General features: G+C 45.0%; 25 protein-coding genes and 1 pseudogene. 15 read left to right on the forward strand and 11 right to left on the reverse strand.

What is annotated here, in order from left to right; translation table 11 throughout:
* The first annotated feature begins 16 nt into the window (after positions 1 to 16).
* The 3 genes from ICN19_RS09260 to ICN19_RS09270 all read left to right on the forward strand — a co-directional run bounded on the left by ICN19_RS09260 (position 17) and on the right by ICN19_RS09270 (position 3,231).
* Entirely contained in the window at positions 17 to 544 is a 528-nt protein-coding gene (locus ICN19_RS09260) for a hypothetical protein (protein WP_216247280.1), read from the forward strand.
* An 18-nt stretch (positions 545 to 562) separates the two neighbouring features.
* Entirely contained in the window at positions 563 to 1,426 is an 864-nt protein-coding gene (locus tag ICN19_RS09265; RefSeq protein WP_216247282.1) for a transporter, read from the forward strand.
* A gap of 65 nt (positions 1,427 to 1,491) precedes the next feature.
* Positions 1,492 to 3,231 (forward strand): IlvD/Edd family dehydratase, encoded by a 1,740-nt coding sequence (locus ICN19_RS09270; RefSeq protein WP_216247283.1) that lies wholly within the window; start codon positions 1,492 to 1,494, stop codon positions 3,229 to 3,231.
* Between the two features lie 11 nt (positions 3,232 to 3,242).
* Here ICN19_RS09270 and ICN19_RS09275 read toward each other — a convergent pair whose 3' ends face one another.
* Positions 3,243 to 4,913, reverse strand: coding sequence for an AMP-binding protein (locus ICN19_RS09275; protein WP_370625197.1), 1,671 nt, complete (start codon positions 4,911 to 4,913; stop codon positions 3,243 to 3,245).
* A 16-nt stretch (positions 4,914 to 4,929) separates the two neighbouring features.
* Positions 4,930 to 5,487, reverse strand: coding sequence for a 5'-methylthioadenosine nucleosidase (locus ICN19_RS09280; protein ID WP_216247285.1), 558 nt, complete (start codon positions 5,485 to 5,487; stop codon positions 4,930 to 4,932).
* An 11-nt stretch (positions 5,488 to 5,498) separates the two neighbouring features.
* On the opposite strand from ICN19_RS09280, the gene ICN19_RS09285 reads away from it, so the two are divergent.
* Positions 5,499 to 6,017 (forward strand): adenine phosphoribosyltransferase, encoded by a 519-nt coding sequence (locus ICN19_RS09285; RefSeq protein WP_216247287.1) that lies wholly within the window; start codon positions 5,499 to 5,501, stop codon positions 6,015 to 6,017.
* On the opposite strand, the gene ICN19_RS09290 is transcribed toward ICN19_RS09285, so the two are convergent.
* From ICN19_RS09290 to ICN19_RS09315, 6 genes are read right to left on the reverse strand one after another with little or no spacing between them, the layout of a single operon-like run.
* Positions 6,014 to 6,295, reverse strand: coding sequence for a YqjK-like family protein (locus tag ICN19_RS09290; protein WP_216247289.1), 282 nt, complete (start codon positions 6,293 to 6,295; stop codon positions 6,014 to 6,016). The two genes, ICN19_RS09285 and ICN19_RS09290, sit on opposite strands and share 4 nt — an antisense overlap.
* The gene (locus ICN19_RS09295; protein WP_216247291.1) at positions 6,292 to 6,660 is read right to left on the reverse strand and encodes a phage holin family protein; all 369 of its coding nucleotides are present in this window, start codon (positions 6,658 to 6,660) and stop codon (positions 6,292 to 6,294) included. Before ICN19_RS09295 ends, ICN19_RS09290 begins: the two co-directional genes overlap by 4 nt.
* A gap of 6 nt (positions 6,661 to 6,666) precedes the next feature.
* Complete coding sequence (locus ICN19_RS09300; protein ID WP_216247294.1) at positions 6,667 to 7,008, reverse strand: YqjD family protein; 342 nt, start codon at positions 7,006 to 7,008, stop codon at positions 6,667 to 6,669.
* 56 nt (positions 7,009 to 7,064) lie between these two features.
* Positions 7,065 to 7,478 (reverse strand): Smr/MutS family protein, encoded by a 414-nt coding sequence (locus tag ICN19_RS09305; RefSeq protein WP_255536990.1) that lies wholly within the window; start codon positions 7,476 to 7,478, stop codon positions 7,065 to 7,067.
* A 60-nt stretch (positions 7,479 to 7,538) separates the two neighbouring features.
* Positions 7,539 to 7,838: a hypothetical protein gene (locus ICN19_RS09310; RefSeq protein WP_216247298.1), complete on the reverse strand. Its 300-nt coding sequence runs from the start codon at positions 7,836 to 7,838 to the stop codon at positions 7,539 to 7,541.
* A 1-nt stretch (position 7,839) separates the two neighbouring features.
* Positions 7,840 to 8,019 carry a hypothetical protein gene (locus ICN19_RS09315; RefSeq protein WP_216247300.1) on the reverse strand — a complete coding sequence of 60 codons (180 nt, stop codon included), beginning with the start codon at positions 8,017 to 8,019 and terminating at the stop codon, positions 7,840 to 7,842.
* A 225-nt stretch (positions 8,020 to 8,244) separates the two neighbouring features.
* Between ICN19_RS09315 and ICN19_RS09320 the strand changes: the two genes are divergently transcribed.
* From ICN19_RS09320 to ICN19_RS09345, 6 genes are all read left to right on the forward strand, one after another.
* Entirely contained in the window at positions 8,245 to 9,237 is a 993-nt protein-coding gene (locus ICN19_RS09320) for a tripartite tricarboxylate transporter substrate binding protein (RefSeq protein ID WP_216247302.1), read from the forward strand.
* Positions 9,238 to 9,286: 49 nt separating this feature from the next.
* Positions 9,287 to 10,795: a class I adenylate-forming enzyme family protein gene (locus ICN19_RS09325; protein ID WP_216247305.1), complete on the forward strand. Its 1,509-nt coding sequence runs from the start codon at positions 9,287 to 9,289 to the stop codon at positions 10,793 to 10,795.
* Between the two features lie 22 nt (positions 10,796 to 10,817).
* On the forward strand, positions 10,818 to 11,597 hold the full coding sequence (locus tag ICN19_RS09330) for a citryl-CoA lyase (RefSeq protein WP_216247308.1): 780 nt from the start codon (positions 10,818 to 10,820) through the stop codon (positions 11,595 to 11,597).
* A 2-nt stretch (positions 11,598 to 11,599) separates the two neighbouring features.
* Positions 11,600 to 12,325 carry an SDR family oxidoreductase gene (locus tag ICN19_RS09335; RefSeq protein ID WP_216247310.1) on the forward strand — a complete coding sequence of 242 codons (726 nt, stop codon included), beginning with the start codon at positions 11,600 to 11,602 and terminating at the stop codon, positions 12,323 to 12,325.
* A gap of 12 nt (positions 12,326 to 12,337) precedes the next feature.
* On the forward strand, positions 12,338 to 13,162 hold the full coding sequence (locus ICN19_RS09340) for an SDR family NAD(P)-dependent oxidoreductase (RefSeq protein WP_216247311.1): 825 nt from the start codon (positions 12,338 to 12,340) through the stop codon (positions 13,160 to 13,162).
* Between the two features lie 62 nt (positions 13,163 to 13,224).
* Complete coding sequence (locus ICN19_RS09345; protein WP_216247313.1) at positions 13,225 to 13,773, forward strand: hypothetical protein; 549 nt, start codon at positions 13,225 to 13,227, stop codon at positions 13,771 to 13,773.
* Positions 13,774 to 13,852: 79 nt separating this feature from the next.
* Here ICN19_RS09345 and ICN19_RS09350 read toward each other — a convergent pair whose 3' ends face one another.
* Positions 13,853 to 14,761, reverse strand: a complete 909-nt coding sequence (locus ICN19_RS09350) for a tripartite tricarboxylate transporter substrate binding protein (RefSeq protein ID WP_255536999.1) — start codon at positions 14,759 to 14,761, stop codon at positions 13,853 to 13,855.
* Positions 14,762 to 15,163: 402 nt separating this feature from the next.
* On the opposite strand from ICN19_RS09350, the gene ICN19_RS09355 reads away from it, so the two are divergent.
* From ICN19_RS09355 to ICN19_RS09375, 5 genes are all read left to right on the forward strand, one after another.
* On the forward strand, positions 15,164 to 16,381 hold the full coding sequence (locus ICN19_RS09355) for an integrase arm-type DNA-binding domain-containing protein (RefSeq protein WP_216247316.1): 1,218 nt from the start codon (positions 15,164 to 15,166) through the stop codon (positions 16,379 to 16,381).
* Between the two features lie 94 nt (positions 16,382 to 16,475).
* Positions 16,476 to 16,937 carry a hypothetical protein gene (locus tag ICN19_RS09360; protein ID WP_216247318.1) on the forward strand — a complete coding sequence of 154 codons (462 nt, stop codon included), beginning with the start codon at positions 16,476 to 16,478 and terminating at the stop codon, positions 16,935 to 16,937.
* A gap of 76 nt (positions 16,938 to 17,013) precedes the next feature.
* Entirely contained in the window at positions 17,014 to 17,286 is a 273-nt protein-coding gene (locus tag ICN19_RS09365) for an AlpA family transcriptional regulator (protein ID WP_216247320.1), read from the forward strand.
* Positions 17,283 to 18,146, forward strand: coding sequence for a hypothetical protein (locus tag ICN19_RS09370; protein WP_216247322.1), 864 nt, complete (start codon positions 17,283 to 17,285; stop codon positions 18,144 to 18,146). Before ICN19_RS09365 ends, ICN19_RS09370 begins: the two co-directional genes overlap by 4 nt.
* A gap of 38 nt (positions 18,147 to 18,184) precedes the next feature.
* Positions 18,185 to 18,940 (forward strand): plasmid recombination protein, encoded by a 756-nt coding sequence (locus tag ICN19_RS09375; RefSeq protein WP_216247324.1) that lies wholly within the window; start codon positions 18,185 to 18,187, stop codon positions 18,938 to 18,940.
* A gap of 261 nt (positions 18,941 to 19,201) precedes the next feature.
* Here the strand turns inward: ICN19_RS09375 and ICN19_RS10225 are convergent, their stop codons facing one another.
* Positions 19,202 to 19,333: a hypothetical protein gene (locus tag ICN19_RS10225; protein WP_255536991.1), complete on the reverse strand. Its 132-nt coding sequence runs from the start codon at positions 19,331 to 19,333 to the stop codon at positions 19,202 to 19,204.
* Between the two features lie 266 nt (positions 19,334 to 19,599).
* Positions 19,600 to 20,193: pseudogene (locus ICN19_RS10230) on the reverse strand (integrase core domain-containing protein); the annotation flags it as partial.

Below are 20,193 nucleotides of genomic sequence, written 5' to 3' on the forward strand. Positions count from 1 at the left end.
TGATTAACCATTTTTAATGACAAACAATACCGTTAACCAACCTCAGCATCACAGCTTAAAAGAAAAACTCAAGGACGAAGCTAAAAAGGCCTTTTCCTTAACCCTTTATTTCGGCGCCTGGTTCTGCGCGATTACTTTTGTTGCAGCCACCGCTCTTGAAGAGCGCCCTATTCCACTATCCATCTTCGGGTTTGCATTAATCAAGGCGGGAATCTCGGCTAAATTTATGCTGATTGCGCAGGCCGCCTATCCGCTTAAAGTAAATAAAGAACATGGGATTGTGAATTCTCTTTTGTTCGAATCTTTTGTTTATTTAATTTTCGTACTTGCCTTGAATTTCCTAGAAGCCGGTGTGGATGGATTAATTCATGGGAAAGAATTTATCACCTCTATGGCAGCCTTTGGAAATGGTGAACCCTTAAGAATTTTTGCAATGTCTATTCTCTACTGGCTCATTGTTTGGCCCTATTTAATTTTTATGGGCGTCAATCAAGCATTAGGCAATACGGCAACACTGGCAATCCTATTTGGATCGAAAAAATAATTGCTCTACTTGTATTGCGTGAGAATTTTTTGGTTTTTCTTGCTGGCATTCTTTTGCCAAATCGCTAATGCCCAAGAAATTGAAGCGCGTATGTATTCCAATGCGCCAATTGGAATTAACTTCGTCACAGGCGGCATTGCTCAAGCAAAAAGTGGCTCATATCAACTCACCACTGAAGCCGTAAATCTGACACGCATTATCGATGTGTTTGGTCAGTCCGGCAGAATGAGCCTCACATTACCTTATGCGCAACTTACTGGCTCTGGCACAGTAGGATCTCAAAGTATGAATGCTTCTGCAGAGGGATTATCTGATCCCGTCATTAAAGTCTCCGCCAACCTATATGGCGCGCCAGCGCTCTCCTTAGATGAATTTAAGAGCTACCAACAAGATCTCATTATTGGAGCTAGTCTTGCTGCCTCCATCCCCTGGGGTAAGTACAACAGCGAGCAAATGCTCAATGTAGGCGCCAATCGTTCCGTCATCCAACCTGGCATTGGTGCATCTCAAGCGATAGGTCCTTGGCGTTTAGAGTTGGCTGGAATGGCAACCATCTACACCAGCAATACAAACTTCCTAGGCGGCAACACCCTTTCCCAAAACCCTATGTATTCGACTGAATCCCATGTGATTTACTACTTTCAAAATATGGCTTGGATTTCGGCGGATGCAACTTACTATATGGGCGGGCAATCCTACGTGAATGGAGTTCCCATCAATGGCTCCCAAGAAAACTGGCGTTTTGGTAGCACCCTATCCTATCCAATTAATAAGCAAAATTCGATTCGACTCACTGGCAGCAAAGGGGTCTACTCCAGAACCAATAATAGCTATGACGCCCTTGGTATCTCTTGGCAGTATCGCTGGGGTGGCGGCCTTTAGGTAAATTAGGCAGTGAATCGCTACAATGAAACCAAAAGAACATTTAAAAGAGACTTGAGACATTCATGAGCAATAAACCAAAAGACCCTGCTGAAAGCGGTTTACGTAAAGGCTTAACTAGCTATGGAGATAAGGGCTTCTCTTTATTTTTACGTAAAGCTTTTATTAAAGGGGCTGGCTACACCAATAGCGCTTTAGATCGACCCGTCATTGGCATCATTAATACTGGTAGCGCATACAACCCTTGCCACGGCAATATGCCCCAATTGCTAGAAGCCGTAAAACGCGGCGTTATGTTAGCCGGCGGTTTGCCCATGGAATTTCCAACAATTTCCATTCACGAAAGTTTTGCAGCCCCAACCAGCATGTACCTGCGCAATTTGATGTCGATGGATACCGAAGAGATGCTGCGCGCACAACCGATGGATGCAGTCGTCATGATTGGTGGTTGCGATAAAACGGTGCCTGCACAAATGATGGGTGCGGCCTCCGCTGGCTTGCCTGCTATTCAACTCATCACTGGATCCATGTTGACTGGCTCACATCGCAGTGAGCGAGTTGGTGCATGTACTGATTGCCGTCGTTATTGGGGTAAATTCCGCGCCGGTGAAATCGATGAGGCAGAAAAAGATGAAGTGAATGATCAATTGGTAGCCAGCGTGGGAACGTGCTCAGTAATGGGGACTGCCAGTACGATGGCTTGCATCTCTGAAGCGCTTGGCATGACTGTGCCAGGCGGCGCCACACCTCCGGCGGTTACTGCTGATCGTATTCGCGTTGCGGAAGAAACTGGAACTTGTGCAGTGAAAATGGCCAAGGAAGGCTTGACCATTGATAAAGTACTCACAGCAGATGCTTTTGAAAATGCTATGCGTGTTTTACTGGCTATTGGTGGCTCAACGAATGGCATTGTTCACCTTGCTGCCATTGCTGGACGCATGGGATTAGAAATCGATCTAAATGCTCTTGACAAGATGGGTGATGAGACTCCAGTTCTAGTTGACCTTAAGCCATCCGGCGATCATTACATGGAGAACTTCCATGACGCAGGCGGCATGACCACCCTACTTCGTGAACTCAAGCCTTTGTTGAAGTTAAATGCCATGACGGTATCTGGCAGAACCCTTGGTGAGGAAATTGATGCGGCTCCACCAAGCTTTAAACAAGATGTGGTTCGCCCTTTTGATAAGCCTATTTATCCACGTGGCAGCATTGCTGTATTGCACGGCAATCTTGCTCCTGGAGGCGCCATCATTAAGCAATCTGCTGCCAATGAAAAACTGATGGAGCATGAAGGCCGCGCTGTCGTCTTTGAAAATGCGGCTGATTTAGCTAACCGTATTGATAGCCCTGAATTGGATGTCACTGCTGAAGATATCTTAGTACTAAAAAACATTGGCCCCAAAGGGGCGCCTGGTATGCCTGAGGCTGGTTATACTCCCATCCCGATGAAGTTGGCTCGTGCAGGCGTAAAAGATATTGTGCGCATTTCCGATGGACGCATGAGCGGCACCGCCTTTGGCACGATTGTCTTGCACGTTACCCCTGAATCTGCTATCGGCGGTCCTTTAGCTCAAGTGCGCAATGGAGATCGCATTCGTTTGAGCGTTAAGAATCGAGAAATCAGCCTTTTAATTTCAGATGAAGAACTAGCGAAGCGTATGCAAGAGTATCCGATCACCTCTCCAACTGCAGAGCGTGGATATAAGAAGCTCTTTTTGGATACAGTTACCCAGGCAGATCAGGGTGTCGACTTTGATTTCTTAAGAGCAGCGAAGATGGTAGGCAAAACACCGCGCAAGTAAGCAATCTTCTGTTAAATCTTTCTGAGCTCGCGACGCAGTATTTTGCCCACATTGGATTTAGGTAATTCATTTACGAAAATCACCTTTCGAGGTCGTTTATAGCTCGTGAGATGCTCTTTGCAATACTGCATTACGGCTGCCTCGGTAAGATGTCTGTCTGAGCGCACTGCATAAACCTTCACAATCTCACCTAATTTGCGGTGCGGCTCACCAATAACGGCGCACTCCTGAATGCCCGGCATTTGCACGATGACGTCCTCTACGTCATTGGGAAATACTTTAAATCCCGCCACCACAATCATGTCTTTCTTGCGATCGACAATCTGCACATATCCCTCTGGAGTGATTAGACCGATATCGCCAGACTTAAAATAGCCGTCAGCAGTCATACAGCTGCGAGTTTCATCCGGCTTATTCCAGTAGCCCGCCATGACTTGCGGACCTTTAATACAGATCTCCCCTACCGATCCCTGCGGCAAGACCACTTCATCATCATCGAGAATCACTACATCCGTTCCAGAAATAGGAGAGCCGATATGGCCTGTAAAACATTCTTCCAGTGGGCTGTTCACACAAACTACTGGCGAGGTTTCTGAAAGACCATAACCCTGAGCAATAGGTGAACCGGTAAGAGCCTGCCAATGATCTGCAGTCTTTTTATGTACAGCCATGCCGCCACCAATCGTTACTAATAAATTAGGCAGTTTCACTGACTTAAATTCAGGGCGGTGAATCAAGGCATGAAATAACGTATTCACACCAGGAAAGATATTGATATTGGGATGCTTGATCAGCATTTTGATAAAACCGGTGATGTCCCTGGGATTGGGCACCAGAATGAGCAAACCACCTTTTGCTAGTCCAAGCAATGCACATGCAGTCAAGGCGAATATGTGTGTCATTGGAAGCGCGCACAAAAAAACCAGCTGATCAGAAGCTTGCTTCTTTAACCCAGGATTAAGCCAAGCCTCAATCTGCATGACATTTGACAGAATATTTCGGTGCAGCAAAATTGCGCCCTTCGAAACCCCAGTTGTTCCGCCGGTATATTGCAAAAAGGCAATGTCGTCCAAATCTATAGAAGGTTTTGCATAAGGCATGTGAGACCCAATGCGTAGTGCATCCTTCATTCTGATGTGCTTAAAATCCCAGGGTGGTACGATTTTTTTGATGTGGCGAGCGACCCAATTAATTAGATGCCCTTTGAGACCCAGTAATTCTCCAGGGCTGCTAACAACGACAGTATTCACATATGATTGCGGCAAGATTTGCTCATAAGTGGATGCAAAATTTTCCATGAGCACTAGAACAGTAGCGCCGCTATCCTTTAATTGAGACTCTAACTCTCGTGATGTATATAGCGGGTTGATATTTACCACCGTATATCCGGCTCGTAGTGCCCCGAGCATCGCAACCACATACTCAATAACATTGGGATACATCAACGCTACACGCGCACCCTTTTCTAAATTAAGGCTTGCTAGATAGGATGCGAAATTTTTAGATAAGCGATTAATATCAGCATAGGTGAAAAAGCTGCCCATAGCCTCGATAGCCTTGCGCTTAGCAAAGCGATCAAAACACTCCTCTATAAAATCACTCAGCGATGCGTGACTTAAAGGCCCCAAATCATGGGGAACCCCCTCGGGATAATGTTTTAACCAGGGTTTTATATCGCTCACGGATACCCTTTACTATTCAACGAATGATGGACTTCAACTTTTCTATAAATAATTCCTGACCATAATGTACTCTGTCACTCCAGTCAGCGCCAGATGACTCATTAGCATCGTCAGTAATATATTTAAAGGACTGCCAGGGAATGCGATGTTCATGTGCAACCGTAGCTATTGCAAACAACTCCATATCAACAACATCGACTCCTTGACTTAGCAACCAAGGGTCTTGGGCGGTCACAAAGCTATCGCCAGAGCCACACAAAAATTGCCCTGTAGAAAGGTATTCTTGGGGTCGGATACAAAAAGGAGTGTTGCCACGCGGCGCCAAAGGTTCTGCATCCATGTCGCGCTGTATCACTTTGCCGATCTCCAATAGGCCATGTAGCTGGGGATTAATTTTTCCCACGGTTCCAAAATTGAAGATTTTTTTGGGAGAATACTGATGTATTGCTTTAATACTGGTCATTGCGGCATTAATTTTGCCAATCCCTGAGTACACAATTTCAACGCCACTTGGGAGTGCATCGCGCTTGAGCTCAGTCTCTAATGCGGTAATAATGAGTAGTTCTGTTTTCATATTGGTTAGTAATGAATTTATTAGATTATCTACCGGGAGTTCCTGATTTTCCTAAACCTGGTGTTCTTTTTAGGGATATCTCCCCTTTGCTCGCCAATCCAATCGCATTTCAAGAGGCAATTGCACAGCTGCATGATTTGGCCCAGCAGTTTGACTACACTCATATCCTAGGCATTGAGTCGCGTGGCTTTATCTTTGGCTCCGCTCTGGCACACCATGCCCAAAAGGGATTGGCGCTGGCTAGAAAGCCCAACAAACTGCCCTTAGCAAGTCATCGTGAAAGCTACGGCTTGGAATATGGAAATGATTCTTTAGAAATTCAGGAGTCCACCTTACCTAAAGGCGCCAAGGTATTGCTGTTGGACGATGTTCTAGCTACTGGCGGGACTTTGATTGCGGCAGATAAGCTCATTCGAAGCGCTGGTTTTGAAGTAGCTGGTGCAATGACCTTACTAGAAATTGCTTTTTTAAATGGCAATGCCTTATTGAGCCAAAATGGCATTAACCATCAATCTCTATTAAAAAGCTAGATTAGATTTTTAGCGCTTTTAACGATCTTCATAGCGCCCCAACCTACTGCCAAGACTTTGCTAGCGATCTTAGGCTTGTAGTGCGCAAGCGCCGCAAATGCGCTGGTCCAAAGTATGGGGTTGCTCTTGAGGAATTGAACTGCATCAATTCCTTTGTCTGCCCATGAGAGCGGCTTCTCCCAAGCTTCAAAATGTTCCGCAAAAGCTTTTCGCTCTCGACTAGCCTGAAGCATTAGTTCATGTTGACGATGCTCTAAGGCCTTTAGCTTGCCATTCATTTTGAAAGCGCTTCGTGATCTTTTGCTAATTCTGTGATTGAGGCCTCAAACAATCTGGGCATCTTGCGCAGCGACTGAGAAATTAGGAAAGCCAAAATCAGCCCGACCGATAAAAATGCTCCAGTTAACAAACCAAGAGCCATCATTCGATCGGTCTCCCAGCTATAGATCACAATCAGCAATGCCAACATGACCAAGCCAAAGAATAGAAAAAATAAGGCGCTAACAATCATGATTAACAGGCTAATGAATTTGCTTCTAGCAATTTGTACATCGAGCGATAAAAGCTCTAAACGCGTTTGGGCAATAGATGCTCCAGTAGAAGCAAGACCCTTGATAGAGGAAAGTAGGTTTTCTTGAGACATAGGAAATTAACGGCGTCCAATAAACAAACCAATAAGCAAACCAAGGCCCGCCGCTACACCAACAGCCTCCCAGGGATTACGATGAACAAAATCATCCGCACCATCAGCGGCAATCTTTGCCTTATCCAGCAACTTACCCTCAACACCCGAAAGACTCTCTTTGGCGCCAGCCAAAGTCTCCAGAGCTTTAGTGCGAATAGAGCTTATAGCTTCCCCTGGATGATCTTCAGTAGCCTTAATTAATGCCTCTGCATCAGCCATAAGAGATTTGAATTCTCCAATGAGACTTTCTGCACTAATGTGTTTGTCGTCATGCGTAACTGCATGATCAAGCTTCTTAGCGGTCATATAGGGATTCCTGATAGGTAAGGCTTAAATACAGATATGTCCTATTCTAAGCACTTCTAGTAGGATTTAAGCAATAAGATCGTCATTCCGGCATTACCCTCCTTGAATCGCTTGAGATAGCGCTTTAATCCAGGGCGGCGCTTAAGCAATGCATGATATGCCTCACCTCCATAAGCAACATTTTCGCCAAAATGGAATTCTTCCACCCTATCTGAGTAGCGATTGTTTTCTAGTGCGTCGTGAATGGCCCATTTGATTCGACCACCCTCTCCGCTCGAGCCGTAACCATGTATCAACACAATGGCCTTAATTCCGACCTCGAGAGATTTACGCAAATATTCCGTAAGCCTCTCTAGTGCCTCGTCTACATAGGGGCCATCTTGCTTGATATTGAGTTCAATCGTATCGGAACTTAAGATGGGCAAGGCAATAGATCCACAATGCGGACATTGATCAAACAATGCCCGCATATTCCCACAATCAGGACATTCTGCGTTGTGTGCCAATTTAGATCGAATGAACTGAACTCCTTAGGAGCAGTACTTCCCCTCCAAACTTCTTACATCTGATGATTTATCGTCAACCATCAAATTGAGAGTTTTCTGTGCAATATCCCGATTTTCAGGTGTCTTTAGGCTTGTATTTATTAATGTAGAGACATCCTTACGTATGGACGTATTGCCATAGCGCAGGCCTTTCAGTGTAGATACCGCTTCAGCAGATATCTTGCACTGCTGATTTACCAACTCAGAAGAATCCGACGGCTTTGTATTTGCATAAGCAAACGCAGCAACGGAGATTGATACGGCTGCTAATAGAGTCTTTTTCATCTTAGTTCCTTATTTTGTGACCACATGTTGGACAACAACCCACTTCTTTCGCTCTGGTCTTTTTAAGAGCGGCATACACACTGGATTCAGAAATCTCCATCTTTCTAGCTGCTTGAGCAGCAGTCAGCCCCTTGCTCACCCACTCCAAGGCTTGATGTGTTTTTGGTATTTGTCTCTTCATTTCATCTCCCAGTTCCATCACTATATCACAACTTGTGAACTTGTGAAGTTGTGAATTAGAATAAATCAGTAGTGACATACCCTAATAAGATGCGCTAAAAATCAGTGTTTTTAGGAATGTTGGCAAGAACCCTTATAGGTTGCTTTGGTGTTATAAATACTGAATAAATAAGAACTGGGGCTTATAAAGATTGTCTTAAAGCACCCTACAAACAGGAGAAGATCTATGTCTTTACGCTTTGCGCCCAAAAAAGGCTTGTTGACTGTTTTTGCAGCCCTCGTTATGACTACAACGCCATCGGTTTTTGCTCAAACATCATCCGCTTGGCCAACTAAACCTATTAAGATTATTGTTGGCTACTCCGCTGGTGGCGCTACCGATGTTTTAACGCGCTTAGTATCAGTCAGCATGGGCAATACTCTTGGCCAGTCTATTTTGGTTGAAAATAAGCCTGGGGCTAATAGCAACGTTGGCGCTGAATTGGTGGCGCGCGCTCCTGCGGATGGCTATACCCTCTACGCATTTTCAATTGCAAATACTATTAACGCTACGCTCTATCCGAACTTGAGCTACGACCCAATTAAAGATTTTGAGCCAATTGGTATGATTGCCAAGATTCCAAATATTTTGGTGGTAAATCCAAATCTTCCCGTAAAAACAGTTGCAGACTATGTACGCTATGCCAAGAGCTCTAAAGACGGCGTCACTTTTGCATCTTCTGGTAGCGGCTCATCTATTCACCTCTCCGGCGAAATGTTTAAGATGCAAGCCAAAATTCAGATGCTACATATTCCCTACAAAGGTAGCGCTCCCGCGGTCACTGATTTACTCGGCGGTCAAGTAGAGTCTATGTTTGATAACGCTCCATCTGCTTTACCTCACATCAAAGCCGGAAAGCTCCGTCCAATTGCAGTTACCAGTGCTCAACGCTCACTATTTTTGCCAGATGTACCAACCATTGCAGAATCAGGCTATCCAGGATTTGACGTGCAATCATGGTTTGCATTAGTTGCTCCAGCAGGAACACCAAAGCCGATCATTGCGCAATTGAATTCCGCTTTAAACAAGGCATTAAATTCACCTGAAGTTCGTCAGCGCATGCAAGAGTTAGCCGCCACACCTGATCCTGGCTCACCAGAAAAAATGGCAGCATTTGAGGCATCGGAAGTGAAACGCTGGCGTGAAGTGGTGAAAGAATCTGGCGCTAAAGCCGAATAAGAACACCCTCAGCCCTTCGAAAATCGTCTTTGTGAAGCTGACTTAATTTATGTATCCGATTGATTTTTTCTGGAGGGCTGTGCAGCGCTGGCCCGATCGTATTGCCATTGACACGCCTGCGGGCCCCATTCATTACGCCACGCTAGCCGCTCGAGTGAAGGCTTTGGCTGCTGGTCTTTCTGCATTAGATCCAACTCTGCAAAGTCGTGTTGCCATATGTGCAGGTAATAGCGCTGATCACATCACTGCTTTGCTTGCCATCTTGGCTTGCGGCAAAGTGTGGGTGCCTTTAAATCCAAAAAGTACCCACCCTGAAATTGCGCGCATCATCAATATCACAGAGCCAACTATTGTGATCTTAGATGCTACTAATAAAGAATTACTCAAGGGCGCGCCAGGTGCCTGGGTATACACAGGCGCAGACTCTGATACTTCAGCTAGAAGTATGGATGAGCTTATCCATTTACACATGGATGCTCCACAGCCTTCATTTGAATTGCCTCAAGATGCTATTCAGGCGATTAAATTTACAGGCGGCACTACAGGCGCACCTAAGGGTGTCATGCAACCCTATCGTGCATGGATGGCCAATATTAGCAATCAAATTCAGGTATGGGGATTTGATGAGCATGAGCGTTATGTTGTAGCTGCTCCGATTACGCATGGCACATCCACTTACATTGTTCCCATTCTGGCCCAGGGTGGCTGTCACGTTATCTTAGATGGGGCTGGCGCAGAGGTGGTGAGATCTGCATTCCGTGACCGCAGGGGCACTGTCTGCTTCATGCCGCCAACCCTGGTTTATATGCTTATGGCCCTGCCTAATGTATCCAGAAATGATTTTCCAAAACTGCGCAGACTCATTTATGGCGGCGCTCCAATGCCTCCTGAACAAGTTCGTAAGGTGCGAGATTTCTTTGGGCCCGTTTTAGGAACTACCTATGGTCAAACTGAAGCGCCACAAATTTTAACGGTCATGCGTCCAGAGGATTTTGAAGATCCTAATAATTGGGCGGCCGTCGGTAGACCGACATGGTTTAGCGATGTTGCGATCATGTCCCCCGAAGGAAAGATTTTACCTATCGGCGAAATCGGTGAGGTCGTAGCTCGTGGTGACCTACTGATGAATGGGTACTGGCGTATGCCTGAAAAGACCGCTGAAACAATTATCGACGGCTGGTTACATACTGGCGATCGTGGCTTAATTGATGAACGTGGATTTTTATATCTTAAAGATCGTCTCAAAGATATCGTCATTACTGGTGGCTTTAATGTATATCCAGTCGACGTTGAAAATGCCTTAAGTCAGCACCCCGCAGTTCATGAATGCCTGGTCTTTGGTCTTCCTGACGAAAAGTGGGGAGAAACTGTTCAAGCTGCTGTGCAGTTACATCCCGGACAAAAGACTGACGAAGCAGAACTCATTGCATTTGTACGCAACTTACTGGGCCCTGTGCAAACTCCAAAACACATACACTTTTATGAGAGCTTGCCTCGCTCCAATGTAGGCAAGCTACTGAAGAGCGCTGTCATTCAAAAACTTCAAGCGCCTGTCTAATTAAAATTTAGAAATTATTTCTATGACTACTAAAAAAACACCCGTTACCAGCCTTTGTACACACACCCTTACCAGTCTTCACTACCGTGATGCAGATCTAGTAAAAGACTTAATGGGCAAAAAGACTTTTACCGAAGTGATGTTGATGCAAATTCTGGGTAGAGAGCCTCGCGCTGTAGATATTCGCATTACAGATGTAGTACTGATAGTGTTGATGGAACATGGCTTAACGCCAAGCGCAATTGCCACACGCCTTATCTATATGAGCGCCCCTGAAAATCTACAAGGCGCAGTATCAGCTGGTCTACTCGCAGTAGGCAGCTCATTTATCGGCACAATGGAAAATTGCTCCGCCTTATTAGATCGCATCATTGCTGCAAATGATCAATACGCCGAAGCTTTATTGATTGCCCAACACTACAAGAGCATCAAGGGGGCCGTTCCTGGCTTTGGTCATCACCTTCACAAACCAGTTGACCCGAGAGCTTACAAACTTCTAGAGATGGGTCGCGCTGAGAAAGAACTTAAAGGCGACCATATTCGTGCTTTAGAGACTCTATCTAAGGCGGTTGATGAGGTTGCCGGTCGTCAAATCACTATTAATGCAACTGGTGCGGTTGCTGCCCTCCTGGGCGAGATAGGCATACCCACAGCAGTAATGCGTGGCTTTGCCGTAATCTCACGCTCTGCAGGCCTGGTGGCACACATTGTTGAAGAACAACAAAGCCCCTCCGGCCGCTTCATTTGGGATACCGTCGAGCACGCCATTCCATTTGTGGATGGCACCAATAAGATAGGCTAAACATGAGCGCTAGAGAATGTGTCTTAGTTACTGGCGCTAGCCGTGGCATTGGCCGTGCAATATCCGAAAGGCTGATTGCTGATGGCATGCATGTTATTAACTTTGATAAAGCAGCGCCAGAAAATATTGCTGAAAACGAAACCTTTGTTCAAGTAGATGTATCAGACGAAAAAGTTTTACGCGCTGCATTAGCAGACGTAACATCCAAATTTAAGATTATTCGCTTAGTTAACAACGCAGGCATTGTTCGCCCTGCCACTATTGAGAAAACCACTATCGCTGATTTTCAGGCGGTGATGAATGTGAATGTCGCTGCTGCCATCATCTGTGTACAAGCCCTACTTCCCACCATGAAGTCTGCTCACTTTGGCCGTATTGTGAATATCGCCAGTCGCGCCGCCCTAGGTAAAGAAGAGCGTATTGCTTATGCAACCTCTAAAGCAGGATTGTTGGGCCTGACTCGAACGCTCGCTTTAGAGCTTGCTGCTGATGGCATTACCGTAAATGCGATTGGACCTGGCCCGATTGCTACAGAACTTTTTCAAAGCGCCAATCCTCCAGATGCGCCAGCTACACAGCGCATTCTAGATGGCGTACCGCTAGGTCGTATTGGTCAACCAGAGGAGGTAGCTCACATAGCTGCTTCATTACTTGATCAACGCGCTGGTTTTACTACTGGTCAAGTAGTTTATGTTTGCGGCGGTATGACGGTAGGCCTTAGTCAGTAAAAGCGTCAGAAAATGAATCCAAAGCATCCTCCGGGTTTACCCACCGACCTCACTAATCGTGTGATCTTTGTATCAGGTGGCGGTTCAGCTGGGCCTGGATGGAGCATCGGTAGAGCCTCATGCGTTACCTATGCGCGTTTAGGCGCTAAGGTCTGCGTGGTCGACAGAGATCAAGCATCGGCAGAAGAAACAGCCAAGATCATCCAAGATGAAGGTGGCATAGCCAAAACTTTTGTTGGCGATGTCTCCGAAGAGGAGGATGTGAAGAGGCTTTTCAGTGAAGCTCGCAAACAGTTTGGCCCTATTGATGTTTTGCATCACAACGTGGGTGTCGGCAAAGTTGGCGGCCCCATGGAAACCAGTGCTGAGGATTTTGACCGCATTCATAAAATTAATGTACGCAGCCTTTTGTTAGCAGCCCAGGAAGTCTTACCTGAAATGGCATCCAGAAAGACTGGCAACATCATCGCCATTTCCTCAGTAGCCGGCATGCGCTATCTTGGATACCCTCACCTAGCCTATAGCGTGACCAAAGCTGCCAATACTCAATTTATTCGGATGATTGCCCAGCAATATGCCAATATGGGTATTCGTGCCAATACCGTAGTTCCCGGTCTAATCGATACCCCGCGGATCGCCAATACTGTCGCGAAAATGTTCTCGGAAAATGGGCTTGATGAGGCACGCGCAGCCCGCGATCGTCAGGTGCCTTTGGGTCGCTCAGGGTCCGCCTGGGATGTAGCTCATGCCTGCGCCTTCCTGGTGTCTGATGCGGCAGCCTATATCACCGGCACTGAACTGGTAGTTGATGGCGGATTGACTGGAAAGTACGTCTAAGCCACAGATACCAAGCCTCCCACTAAGGGATAGTATGATTTGGTGATATTAAGGAGTTTTATATGCATCGCATCATCTATCGAGTAGTTCTATTGCTGGCAATCGGCGCTGGTCTTATTGCCTGTAACCACAATGACAAAAAAATTAGTGGCTGGGAAATTAATGACGTTTATCACTCAACCATCATTACGCCCAACTCAGTAACTGGTGGCAAAACCTATCAGGGCCCTCCTATCAACACGATGGATGAAGCCAATACTTATGAAATGTTTAGTCTCAGAGCTGAGCAGACAAAGCAAGGTGCAAAGACTTATGAGTTGGTTGCACAGTTAACGTATTTCTCACAATGGCGTTATTACGATTCAGCAACCCAAGAAGGCGCTCCTGCAACAACATTTAAAGTGGTTGGCAGAGAAGCTGGCGCATGTGGTGAACGAGGCTGCATCTTCAGAGAAGTGCTATCCGTTCAGTTGACTGAAGCATTCCTCAAAGACAAAATGAAGAAGGGTTTCATCATGACCGTTTCTTCGAAGTCTGGCATCAAGACTGAACTCTATGTCCCCCCACAGTACATCCAAGGCTATATGCAGGCGGTGAACGGCTTTAATTAATCTTCATTGCAAAATTGAAAATAAATAAAGGGGCCTCGGCCCCTTTATCTTTATTACATTCTTGAGTATCCATTAGAGACTAGTCTAATGATGCGCCAGAGGTTTTAACAATCTTTGCCCAGCGAGCAATATCATCTTGCAACTGTTTTGCAAACTCAGCAGGCGTCATGTTTGCGAGCTCTACTCCAGAGGCCTGTAATTTTTCTCTTAATTCCGGGTTTGCGAGTGTTAACTGCATTTCCTTTTGTAATTTATCCACCACCACTTTAGGCGTACCTTTTGGCGCAAACAAGCCAATCCATAAGGACCCCGAGAATCCAGGAACCTTTTCTGAAATCGACGGCACATCCGGAAGGATGGGTGAGCGCTTTGGAGAGCTAACACCAAGAGCAATCAGTTTTTGTGAGTTGATGTATTGCAGTACAGAAGGCAAACTCGCAAATGCAATTTGAACCTGACCTCCCAAAAGATCATTGAGAGCAGGTGCCACACCCTTATAAGGAATGTGTTGCAAAGATATGCCATAACTTTGATTGAGCATTTCACCCAAGAGATGGTTTAAGGTGCCATTCCCTGCTGAAGCATATTGATAAGTTTCTGGAGGCTTTGACTTAACCAGCTTTAAGAATTCATCTAAATTCTTGGCTGGGAAGTTTGGGTTGACCACCAAAACATTAGGGACCGAGCCGATCATGGCTAGAGGAATAAAGTCGTTGACTGGATCAAACCCTGGATTTTTATAAAGCGCAGGATTAATAGCTTGGGCACTGCTAATGGTCATTAAAAGGGTGTAACCATCCTTGGGTCCATTGGCAACATACTGAGTACCAATGTTGCCACCAGCTCCAGGTTTGTTTTCGACAATCACAGAAGCTTTTATTTGCTCGCCAAGACGCTGCGCAACGACCCGACCAACAATGTCATTTGTTCCACCCGGTGCCTGAGGAACAATAATCGTTATGGGCTTGGTGGGATATGCAAGCGCCATGCCAGAGGAAATAGCGAAACAAGTAGCAAGCACTAGATGGATGATGCGATTCACAGAATTCCTTTGCATGGCAGTTGTAATGATTGTGATTGCTTAAATGATAATCACAAAAGCGTTAACCAATGTCTAGAAATAAATAAAGGGGCCATAGGCCCCTTTATCTTTAAGTACTTGGCGGAGACGAGACCAAAGTGGATGTCTGGCAGGCATTGTATGAACTTGGACTCTCTTAGCAACCCTTATCCACCTAACCTGTTGAATTTAATGGTTCAAATAACGCATTAAACCTTTAATGCGTAGTGGATCTCTACTCAAGATCATACATTGCCTATCAACACCTCACATGGCAAATCACCACAATAGTGTGGGGAAAATTGTGGGGATTTTAGACAGGAAATGTTAATGAAAAACTCACTTACCGACTTATTTATCAAAAATATTACCAAGCCTGGTCGCTATACAGATAGCGAAACAAAGGGCCTAAATCTACAAGTAAAACCAAGCCTACAAAAATATTGGGCGCTTAGATACCTTTATAACGGAAAGCGACATGACCTCAGCATCGGATCGTACCCAGAAATTAGCCTTAAGGAAGCCAGAAAAAGAGCCATTGCAGCTAGAAATCAGTTAAACCAAGGAACCAACCCCAAGACACCAAAAGAAAGGCCATTGGCGCCAGCAAAACAAGAATCAAGCCTACCAACATTTAGCGAATATGCTGTTGCTTGCCACGAACTAAAAAGGCTTGAATGGGCAAATGAAAAACATAGTAGTCAGTGGATTAATACTTTGCGTGACTACGCATTTCCAATAATTGGGGATTTACCTATAAATGAGGTAGATACGGATCATATTCTTCAGATTCTTGAGCCAATATGGGTAAAAAAAACAGAAACAGCGTCAAGACTTAGAGCGAGGATCGAATGGGTTCTGGCGTCAGCTACAACTAGGAAGATGCGCTCAGGATTTAATCCAGCGTTATGGCGAGGCCATTTAGAGACAATTCTTCAGAAACCTTCTAAGGTAACTCCAGTTCAACATCACAAGGCTTTGCCGTACAAAGAGATACCTGAATTTATCAAAGAACTCAAGGAATACGATAGCGTAACTGCTGTAGCGTTGGAGTTTTTGATACTTAATGCAAACCGTACTGGTGAGGTAATTTTTGGGCTTCGTGATGAGGTTTCTGATGGAGTTTGGATTATTCCAGCAGAGCGCATGAAAGCCAGAAGGGAGCATCGGGTACCGCTATGCAACAGATCCCTAGAGCTACTAGAAATCGCAAGATCAAAGGATCTAAAAAGCATCTATCTATTCTCAAACAATGAAAAACCGTTAAATAATGTAGCGATGGCTAATTTGGCAAAAAAAATTACGCCAGGTATTACTGTTCATGGCTTTAGATCTGCCTTTAGGGATTGGGTTGCCGAAGAGACAGACCACTTTCCAGAAGTAGCAGAAAAAGCTCTTGCGCACACAGTTGCCAATCAGGTTGAGGCGGCCTACAGACGTGGAGATTTGCTTGAGAGAAGGAAAAAGTTGGCGATAGACTGGGAGTCTTATTGTCAAACTGGTTCTTGGGGTAATGTAATTAAACTTTTAGAGCAAAAAGCTGCGTAAACTCAATATCTACGCCTAGCCTGACAGGGTAAATGGGAGAAGCCTGCACTCTCTGGCGTAGTTTCTATTGCAGGAGTCTTTGCAGGGGATCTTGATGGCAAGTAAAGCGAAGTCTATAAGCAATGCAGAAATCAAGCGCAGCTTAGTTAATCAACTTGAGACAGATCTCTTGGAGTTCAGAGATGCATGCACTCAGATTCCCGTAGATTCTGTAGATCCAAAGTTACGAACAGCGATATATGAATTAGGACTGGATATCCTTCATTTTATTGACCAGTATCGTATGACAGATAACTCTATAACTGACATTAATAAGTTGCCCGGCTCTCGGATACATTACGAGGAACGAGAGTACTTCAGGGAAGCTGTGACAACATACCAGCTAAACTTTCCAGATAAATTCCCGAATATAGAAGATATTTGGCTGAACTTGGCTGCCATTAATAAGGTTAGGGTCGCACATCAATTACCCGAACTTATGATTGAGAGACGAACCTATGATCAATGGATCAAATGGTGGAAGGCTGGGGAGTTTGATCATTTAGTTCACGACTAATCAAGCAGCAAACCTTTGATGCGTTTTCTTATAGGTACCAAATCTTTGTAATTGACTCTTCTTAAAGGAGAGTTAAATGGAAATAACCAATACAAACGTTGTAGCTGCAAATGAATTACTAAGCTCACTTAAAAGTGACATCATCCAAAAAAGTCAGCTAATAAGGATCGCTGAAGTTAGTGCCTTAACTACATTAGCTAAATCCTCAATTAATCTGTGGGTGGCGCAGTCCAAGTTTCCCAAGCCCATTTCACTATCTGCTACCGTAAAGGTATGGAAATTAGAGGACGTATCCAATTGGATTGAAGCTCAAAAAACTTCTAATGGTTCATTGAGAGGTGAATCATGAGAGGAAAGTCACAAGCGTCACTGCGTCTGATAGATGCCTCATATCAAATCCTAAAGGAGATACAACCAGCATCAGTTAGAGCCGTCTGTTACAGACTATTTACCAAGGGAATTATTCCTAATATGGGCAAAGGCTCAACGGCAAAAGTAAGTAAGCAACTAGTCTACGCAAGAGAAAAAGGCATCATTCCTTGGGAATGGATTGTTGATGAAACTAGAGCGGCAGAAAAAGTCGCAACTTGGTCAGATACGGATGCAAGGATCTCTGCAGCGGTCAGAAGCTACAGGAGAGACTATTGGCAGGATCAGCCCTACCGAATAGAAATTTGGTCTGAAAAGGGAACCGTTAGGGGAACATTGGCACCAGTTCTTGATGAGTATGGCGTTACTTTTCGTGCTATGCATGGCTATAGCTCCGCAACAGTAATTAATACAATTGCAGAGGAATCCAATATGAGCAGTAAACCGCTTATAGCCTTCTATTGCGGTGACTTTGATCCTTCGGGCAAGCATATGTCAGATATAGATCTGCCTGAACGTTTAGGGAGATATGGCGCAAAAATTACTATAGAGCGTATCGCCCTTTTAGAGACAGATGTTTTTGGCGGAGACTTGCCCTCCTTCAAGGCGGATACGAAAACTGGTGATTCCCGCTATCAATGGTTTGTAAATAACTTTGGGCATAACTGCTGGGAGCTTGATGCTATGTCCCCAGTGACTCTACGTGAGTGCGTTGAAACCTCAATCCTATGCAAGCTAGATATAGAGGCCTGGCATCGAGCTATTGATATCGAGCAAGTTGAAAAAGCCTCTATGCAGCAATTTCACCAATCTTGGAAAAATACACAAATAGCAAATTGAGGCCTGTCCCTATTTGCCCTAATTCAAAAGGAATAACTATGTCTAAAGTAACAGTATTTGCACACAACCTTCGTTTGAACGGCCACAAAAAAACTCTGGCACTGGCTGAAAAACACAATTGCAGATTGATAGCCCAAGAAATTGGTGGCTATGGTGGCATTGATGGCAGAAGGACGCCATTAAATCTAGAGTTAGTCTCGTTAAATGGAAGCTCTTATGAGGTAGCAGTCATTACGGTATTGCGTTCCCTAGGGCTTGATTTGAGCCATTACAGCTATCGCAAAAAAAATCGTGGCTACGCTGTCGAGCTTGTCTTTTCAGTAACAGCGGGACACCATTGCGACTTTAATGGGATGTATTCCGATAGTCTAGGTTGGCTAAGAGACTACTATCCTGAGTCGTACATTATTCATGCTGTCATTCATCACGATGAGGATACGCCTCACATGCATGTAATTTTGGTACCGATTGTTAATGGCAAGCTTGATGCTAATGCAGTCTGCGGCTATAAAGGCGTTAGCAGTAAGCGAAATGTATCTCTGTTTGAGTATCTTGATAAAAGATATGGCCTAACCTTTCCTGTATACCTAAAGGGGGCGGAAAAGAAAGCTGGCGCAGCGCTGGCAGTTCTTTACTATCAGAGGCTACCAGAGGCAGTGGTAAAGAGCGTACTAGAGCAGCCCATCGTTCAGTCAATACACGCTCGTCCTGAACCATATTTGTACGCATTAGGAATTTCGTATGATGACGTTCTGACTAGCATGCAAAACAACTCCAACATAAAGGAGGGTTAATGATGCTGGAGATAATTTAGCGTAATGTAATTTTGGTAGTAGATGACTATGTCGTTAGCCGTCTACTACCAACTGATATGAGTACAAACTAGGAACACTGATATACCCATATGTATGCTGTTATTTGAGATCATCCACAGGGTAGTGAAATGCTCTGCAGAAATATATCCAGAAATCGTCAAACAGCGCATTACCGCTTCTTTGGAATCATCCCCAGCTCTATAGCCAACATCTCAAGAAGTCTGATCCTAGCGGTTGTTTCTACTGAGCGCTGACGGCTTTCCTTAGTACACCAACCATGCTGCCAATTCCAATGGTCAGTGCCTTTAAGCGATAGACCGCCATGTAGCCTGCATCTTCCATTGAGCATCCCGTGCTTTTGGCAATGGGCATCTCTACCCCTGAGCTTAGCTCCACACAACATTCTTAGGTCTCTTAGGTGAGTTGATTAAAGCCAGCTGATTTATACGCTGTCTGATCTGCTCTATAGTGAGATATCGTCTTTTCATAAATGGCTTCCGAAGGTTTAATAACAACTAAATTCTAAAGAACCCCTTAAATCCTTGCAAGATGCCGTCACATCATTTCATGTGACTACAACAATCATTGAACTGCTGTCAATTTAGGTCCACTACCAAAGAGAGTTTTTCTATAGTAAATCATTGCAGCATCATAGGTTGATTCTGGATGATTCTGGGTACTTGTGCCTGGGGTGCTGGTGGTCTGTAATCCAATGCGCTATGGGGTCTTTCATGGTTATAGTGCTTGACCCATTCACCCACGACTACCTTAGCTTCCCTCAAGCTGTAGAAGATCTCCCCATCCAAAAGGTTATCTCTAAAGGTGCCATTAAAGCTTTCACAAAAGCCATTCTCCCAAGGACTACCGGGGGTGATGTAAGCGGTTTTCACTCCAATGCCGGATAACCAACTACGCAGCTCTTTAGCAACAAATTCTGGGCCATTATCACTTCGGATGTGCTCGGGGATGCCGTGAGTAATCATGGCGTTCGCCAACTGCTCAATCACTTGGATTGAGCCAATTCTTCTGGCACAGTGGATCGTTAAGCATTTCCTGGTGAACTCATGACCAAAGGGAATCCCGCGGGACAATCATCGTGAGCATGCGGATCTTGCCACCATAAGCGTCCCTGATAAAGACAAAGTCATAACTCCAAACATGATTGGTATGAGTAGCTCGCAATCTCATACAGCTGCCATCGGAGAGCCAGAGTCTGCCTCTAGGAGGTTGCT

Origin of the sequence: Polynucleobacter sp. AP-Capit-er-40B-B4 (assembly GCF_018882245.1) — a bacterium.
GTDB lineage: Bacteria > Pseudomonadota > Gammaproteobacteria > Burkholderiales > Burkholderiaceae > Polynucleobacter.

Bases quoted from the DNA above. Each gene is read 5' to 3' on its own strand.
- ICN19_RS09285 (WP_216247287.1), top strand. From the start codon at position 5,499: ATGAATTTATTAGATTATCTACCGGGAGTTCCTGATTTTCCTAAACCT.
- ICN19_RS09335 (WP_216247310.1), top strand. From the start codon at position 11,600: ATGAGCGCTAGAGAATGTGTCTTAGTTACTGGCGCTAGCCGTGGCATT.
- ICN19_RS09290 (WP_216247289.1), bottom strand. From the start codon at position 6,295: ATGAATGGCAAGCTAAAGGCCTTAGAGCATCGTCAACATGAACTAATG.
- ICN19_RS09330 (WP_216247308.1), top strand. From the start codon at position 10,818: ATGACTACTAAAAAAACACCCGTTACCAGCCTTTGTACACACACCCTT.
- ICN19_RS09345 (WP_216247313.1), top strand. From the start codon at position 13,225: ATGCATCGCATCATCTATCGAGTAGTTCTATTGCTGGCAATCGGCGCT.
- ICN19_RS09365 (WP_216247320.1), top strand. From the start codon at position 17,014: ATGGAAATAACCAATACAAACGTTGTAGCTGCAAATGAATTACTAAGC.
- ICN19_RS09375 (WP_216247324.1), top strand. From the start codon at position 18,185: ATGTCTAAAGTAACAGTATTTGCACACAACCTTCGTTTGAACGGCCAC.
- ICN19_RS09260 (WP_216247280.1), top strand. From the start codon at position 17: ATGACAAACAATACCGTTAACCAACCTCAGCATCACAGCTTAAAAGAA.
- ICN19_RS09315 (WP_216247300.1), bottom strand. From the start codon at position 8,019: ATGAAGAGACAAATACCAAAAACACATCAAGCCTTGGAGTGGGTGAGC.
- ICN19_RS09350 (WP_255536999.1), bottom strand. From the start codon at position 14,761: ATGGCGCTTGCATATCCCACCAAGCCCATAACGATTATTGTTCCTCAG.
- ICN19_RS09370 (WP_216247322.1), top strand. From the start codon at position 17,283: ATGAGAGGAAAGTCACAAGCGTCACTGCGTCTGATAGATGCCTCATAT.
- ICN19_RS09355 (WP_216247316.1), top strand. From the start codon at position 15,164: ATGAAAAACTCACTTACCGACTTATTTATCAAAAATATTACCAAGCCT.
- ICN19_RS09280 (WP_216247285.1), bottom strand. From the start codon at position 5,487: ATGAAAACAGAACTACTCATTATTACCGCATTAGAGACTGAGCTCAAG.
- ICN19_RS09300 (WP_216247294.1), bottom strand. From the start codon at position 7,008: ATGACCGCTAAGAAGCTTGATCATGCAGTTACGCATGACGACAAACAC.
- ICN19_RS09270 (WP_216247283.1), top strand. From the start codon at position 1,492: ATGAGCAATAAACCAAAAGACCCTGCTGAAAGCGGTTTACGTAAAGGC.
- ICN19_RS10225 (WP_255536991.1), bottom strand. From the start codon at position 19,333: ATGCCCATTGCCAAAAGCACGGGATGCTCAATGGAAGATGCAGGCTAC.
- ICN19_RS09295 (WP_216247291.1), bottom strand. From the start codon at position 6,660: ATGTCTCAAGAAAACCTACTTTCCTCTATCAAGGGTCTTGCTTCTACT.
- ICN19_RS09360 (WP_216247318.1), top strand. From the start codon at position 16,476: ATGGCAAGTAAAGCGAAGTCTATAAGCAATGCAGAAATCAAGCGCAGC.
- ICN19_RS09325 (WP_216247305.1), top strand. From the start codon at position 9,287: ATGTATCCGATTGATTTTTTCTGGAGGGCTGTGCAGCGCTGGCCCGAT.
- ICN19_RS09310 (WP_216247298.1), bottom strand. From the start codon at position 7,838: ATGAAAAAGACTCTATTAGCAGCCGTATCAATCTCCGTTGCTGCGTTT.
- ICN19_RS09320 (WP_216247302.1), top strand. From the start codon at position 8,245: ATGTCTTTACGCTTTGCGCCCAAAAAAGGCTTGTTGACTGTTTTTGCA.
- ICN19_RS09305 (WP_255536990.1), bottom strand. From the start codon at position 7,478: ATGCGGGCATTGTTTGATCAATGTCCGCATTGTGGATCTATTGCCTTG.
- ICN19_RS09340 (WP_216247311.1), top strand. From the start codon at position 12,338: ATGAATCCAAAGCATCCTCCGGGTTTACCCACCGACCTCACTAATCGT.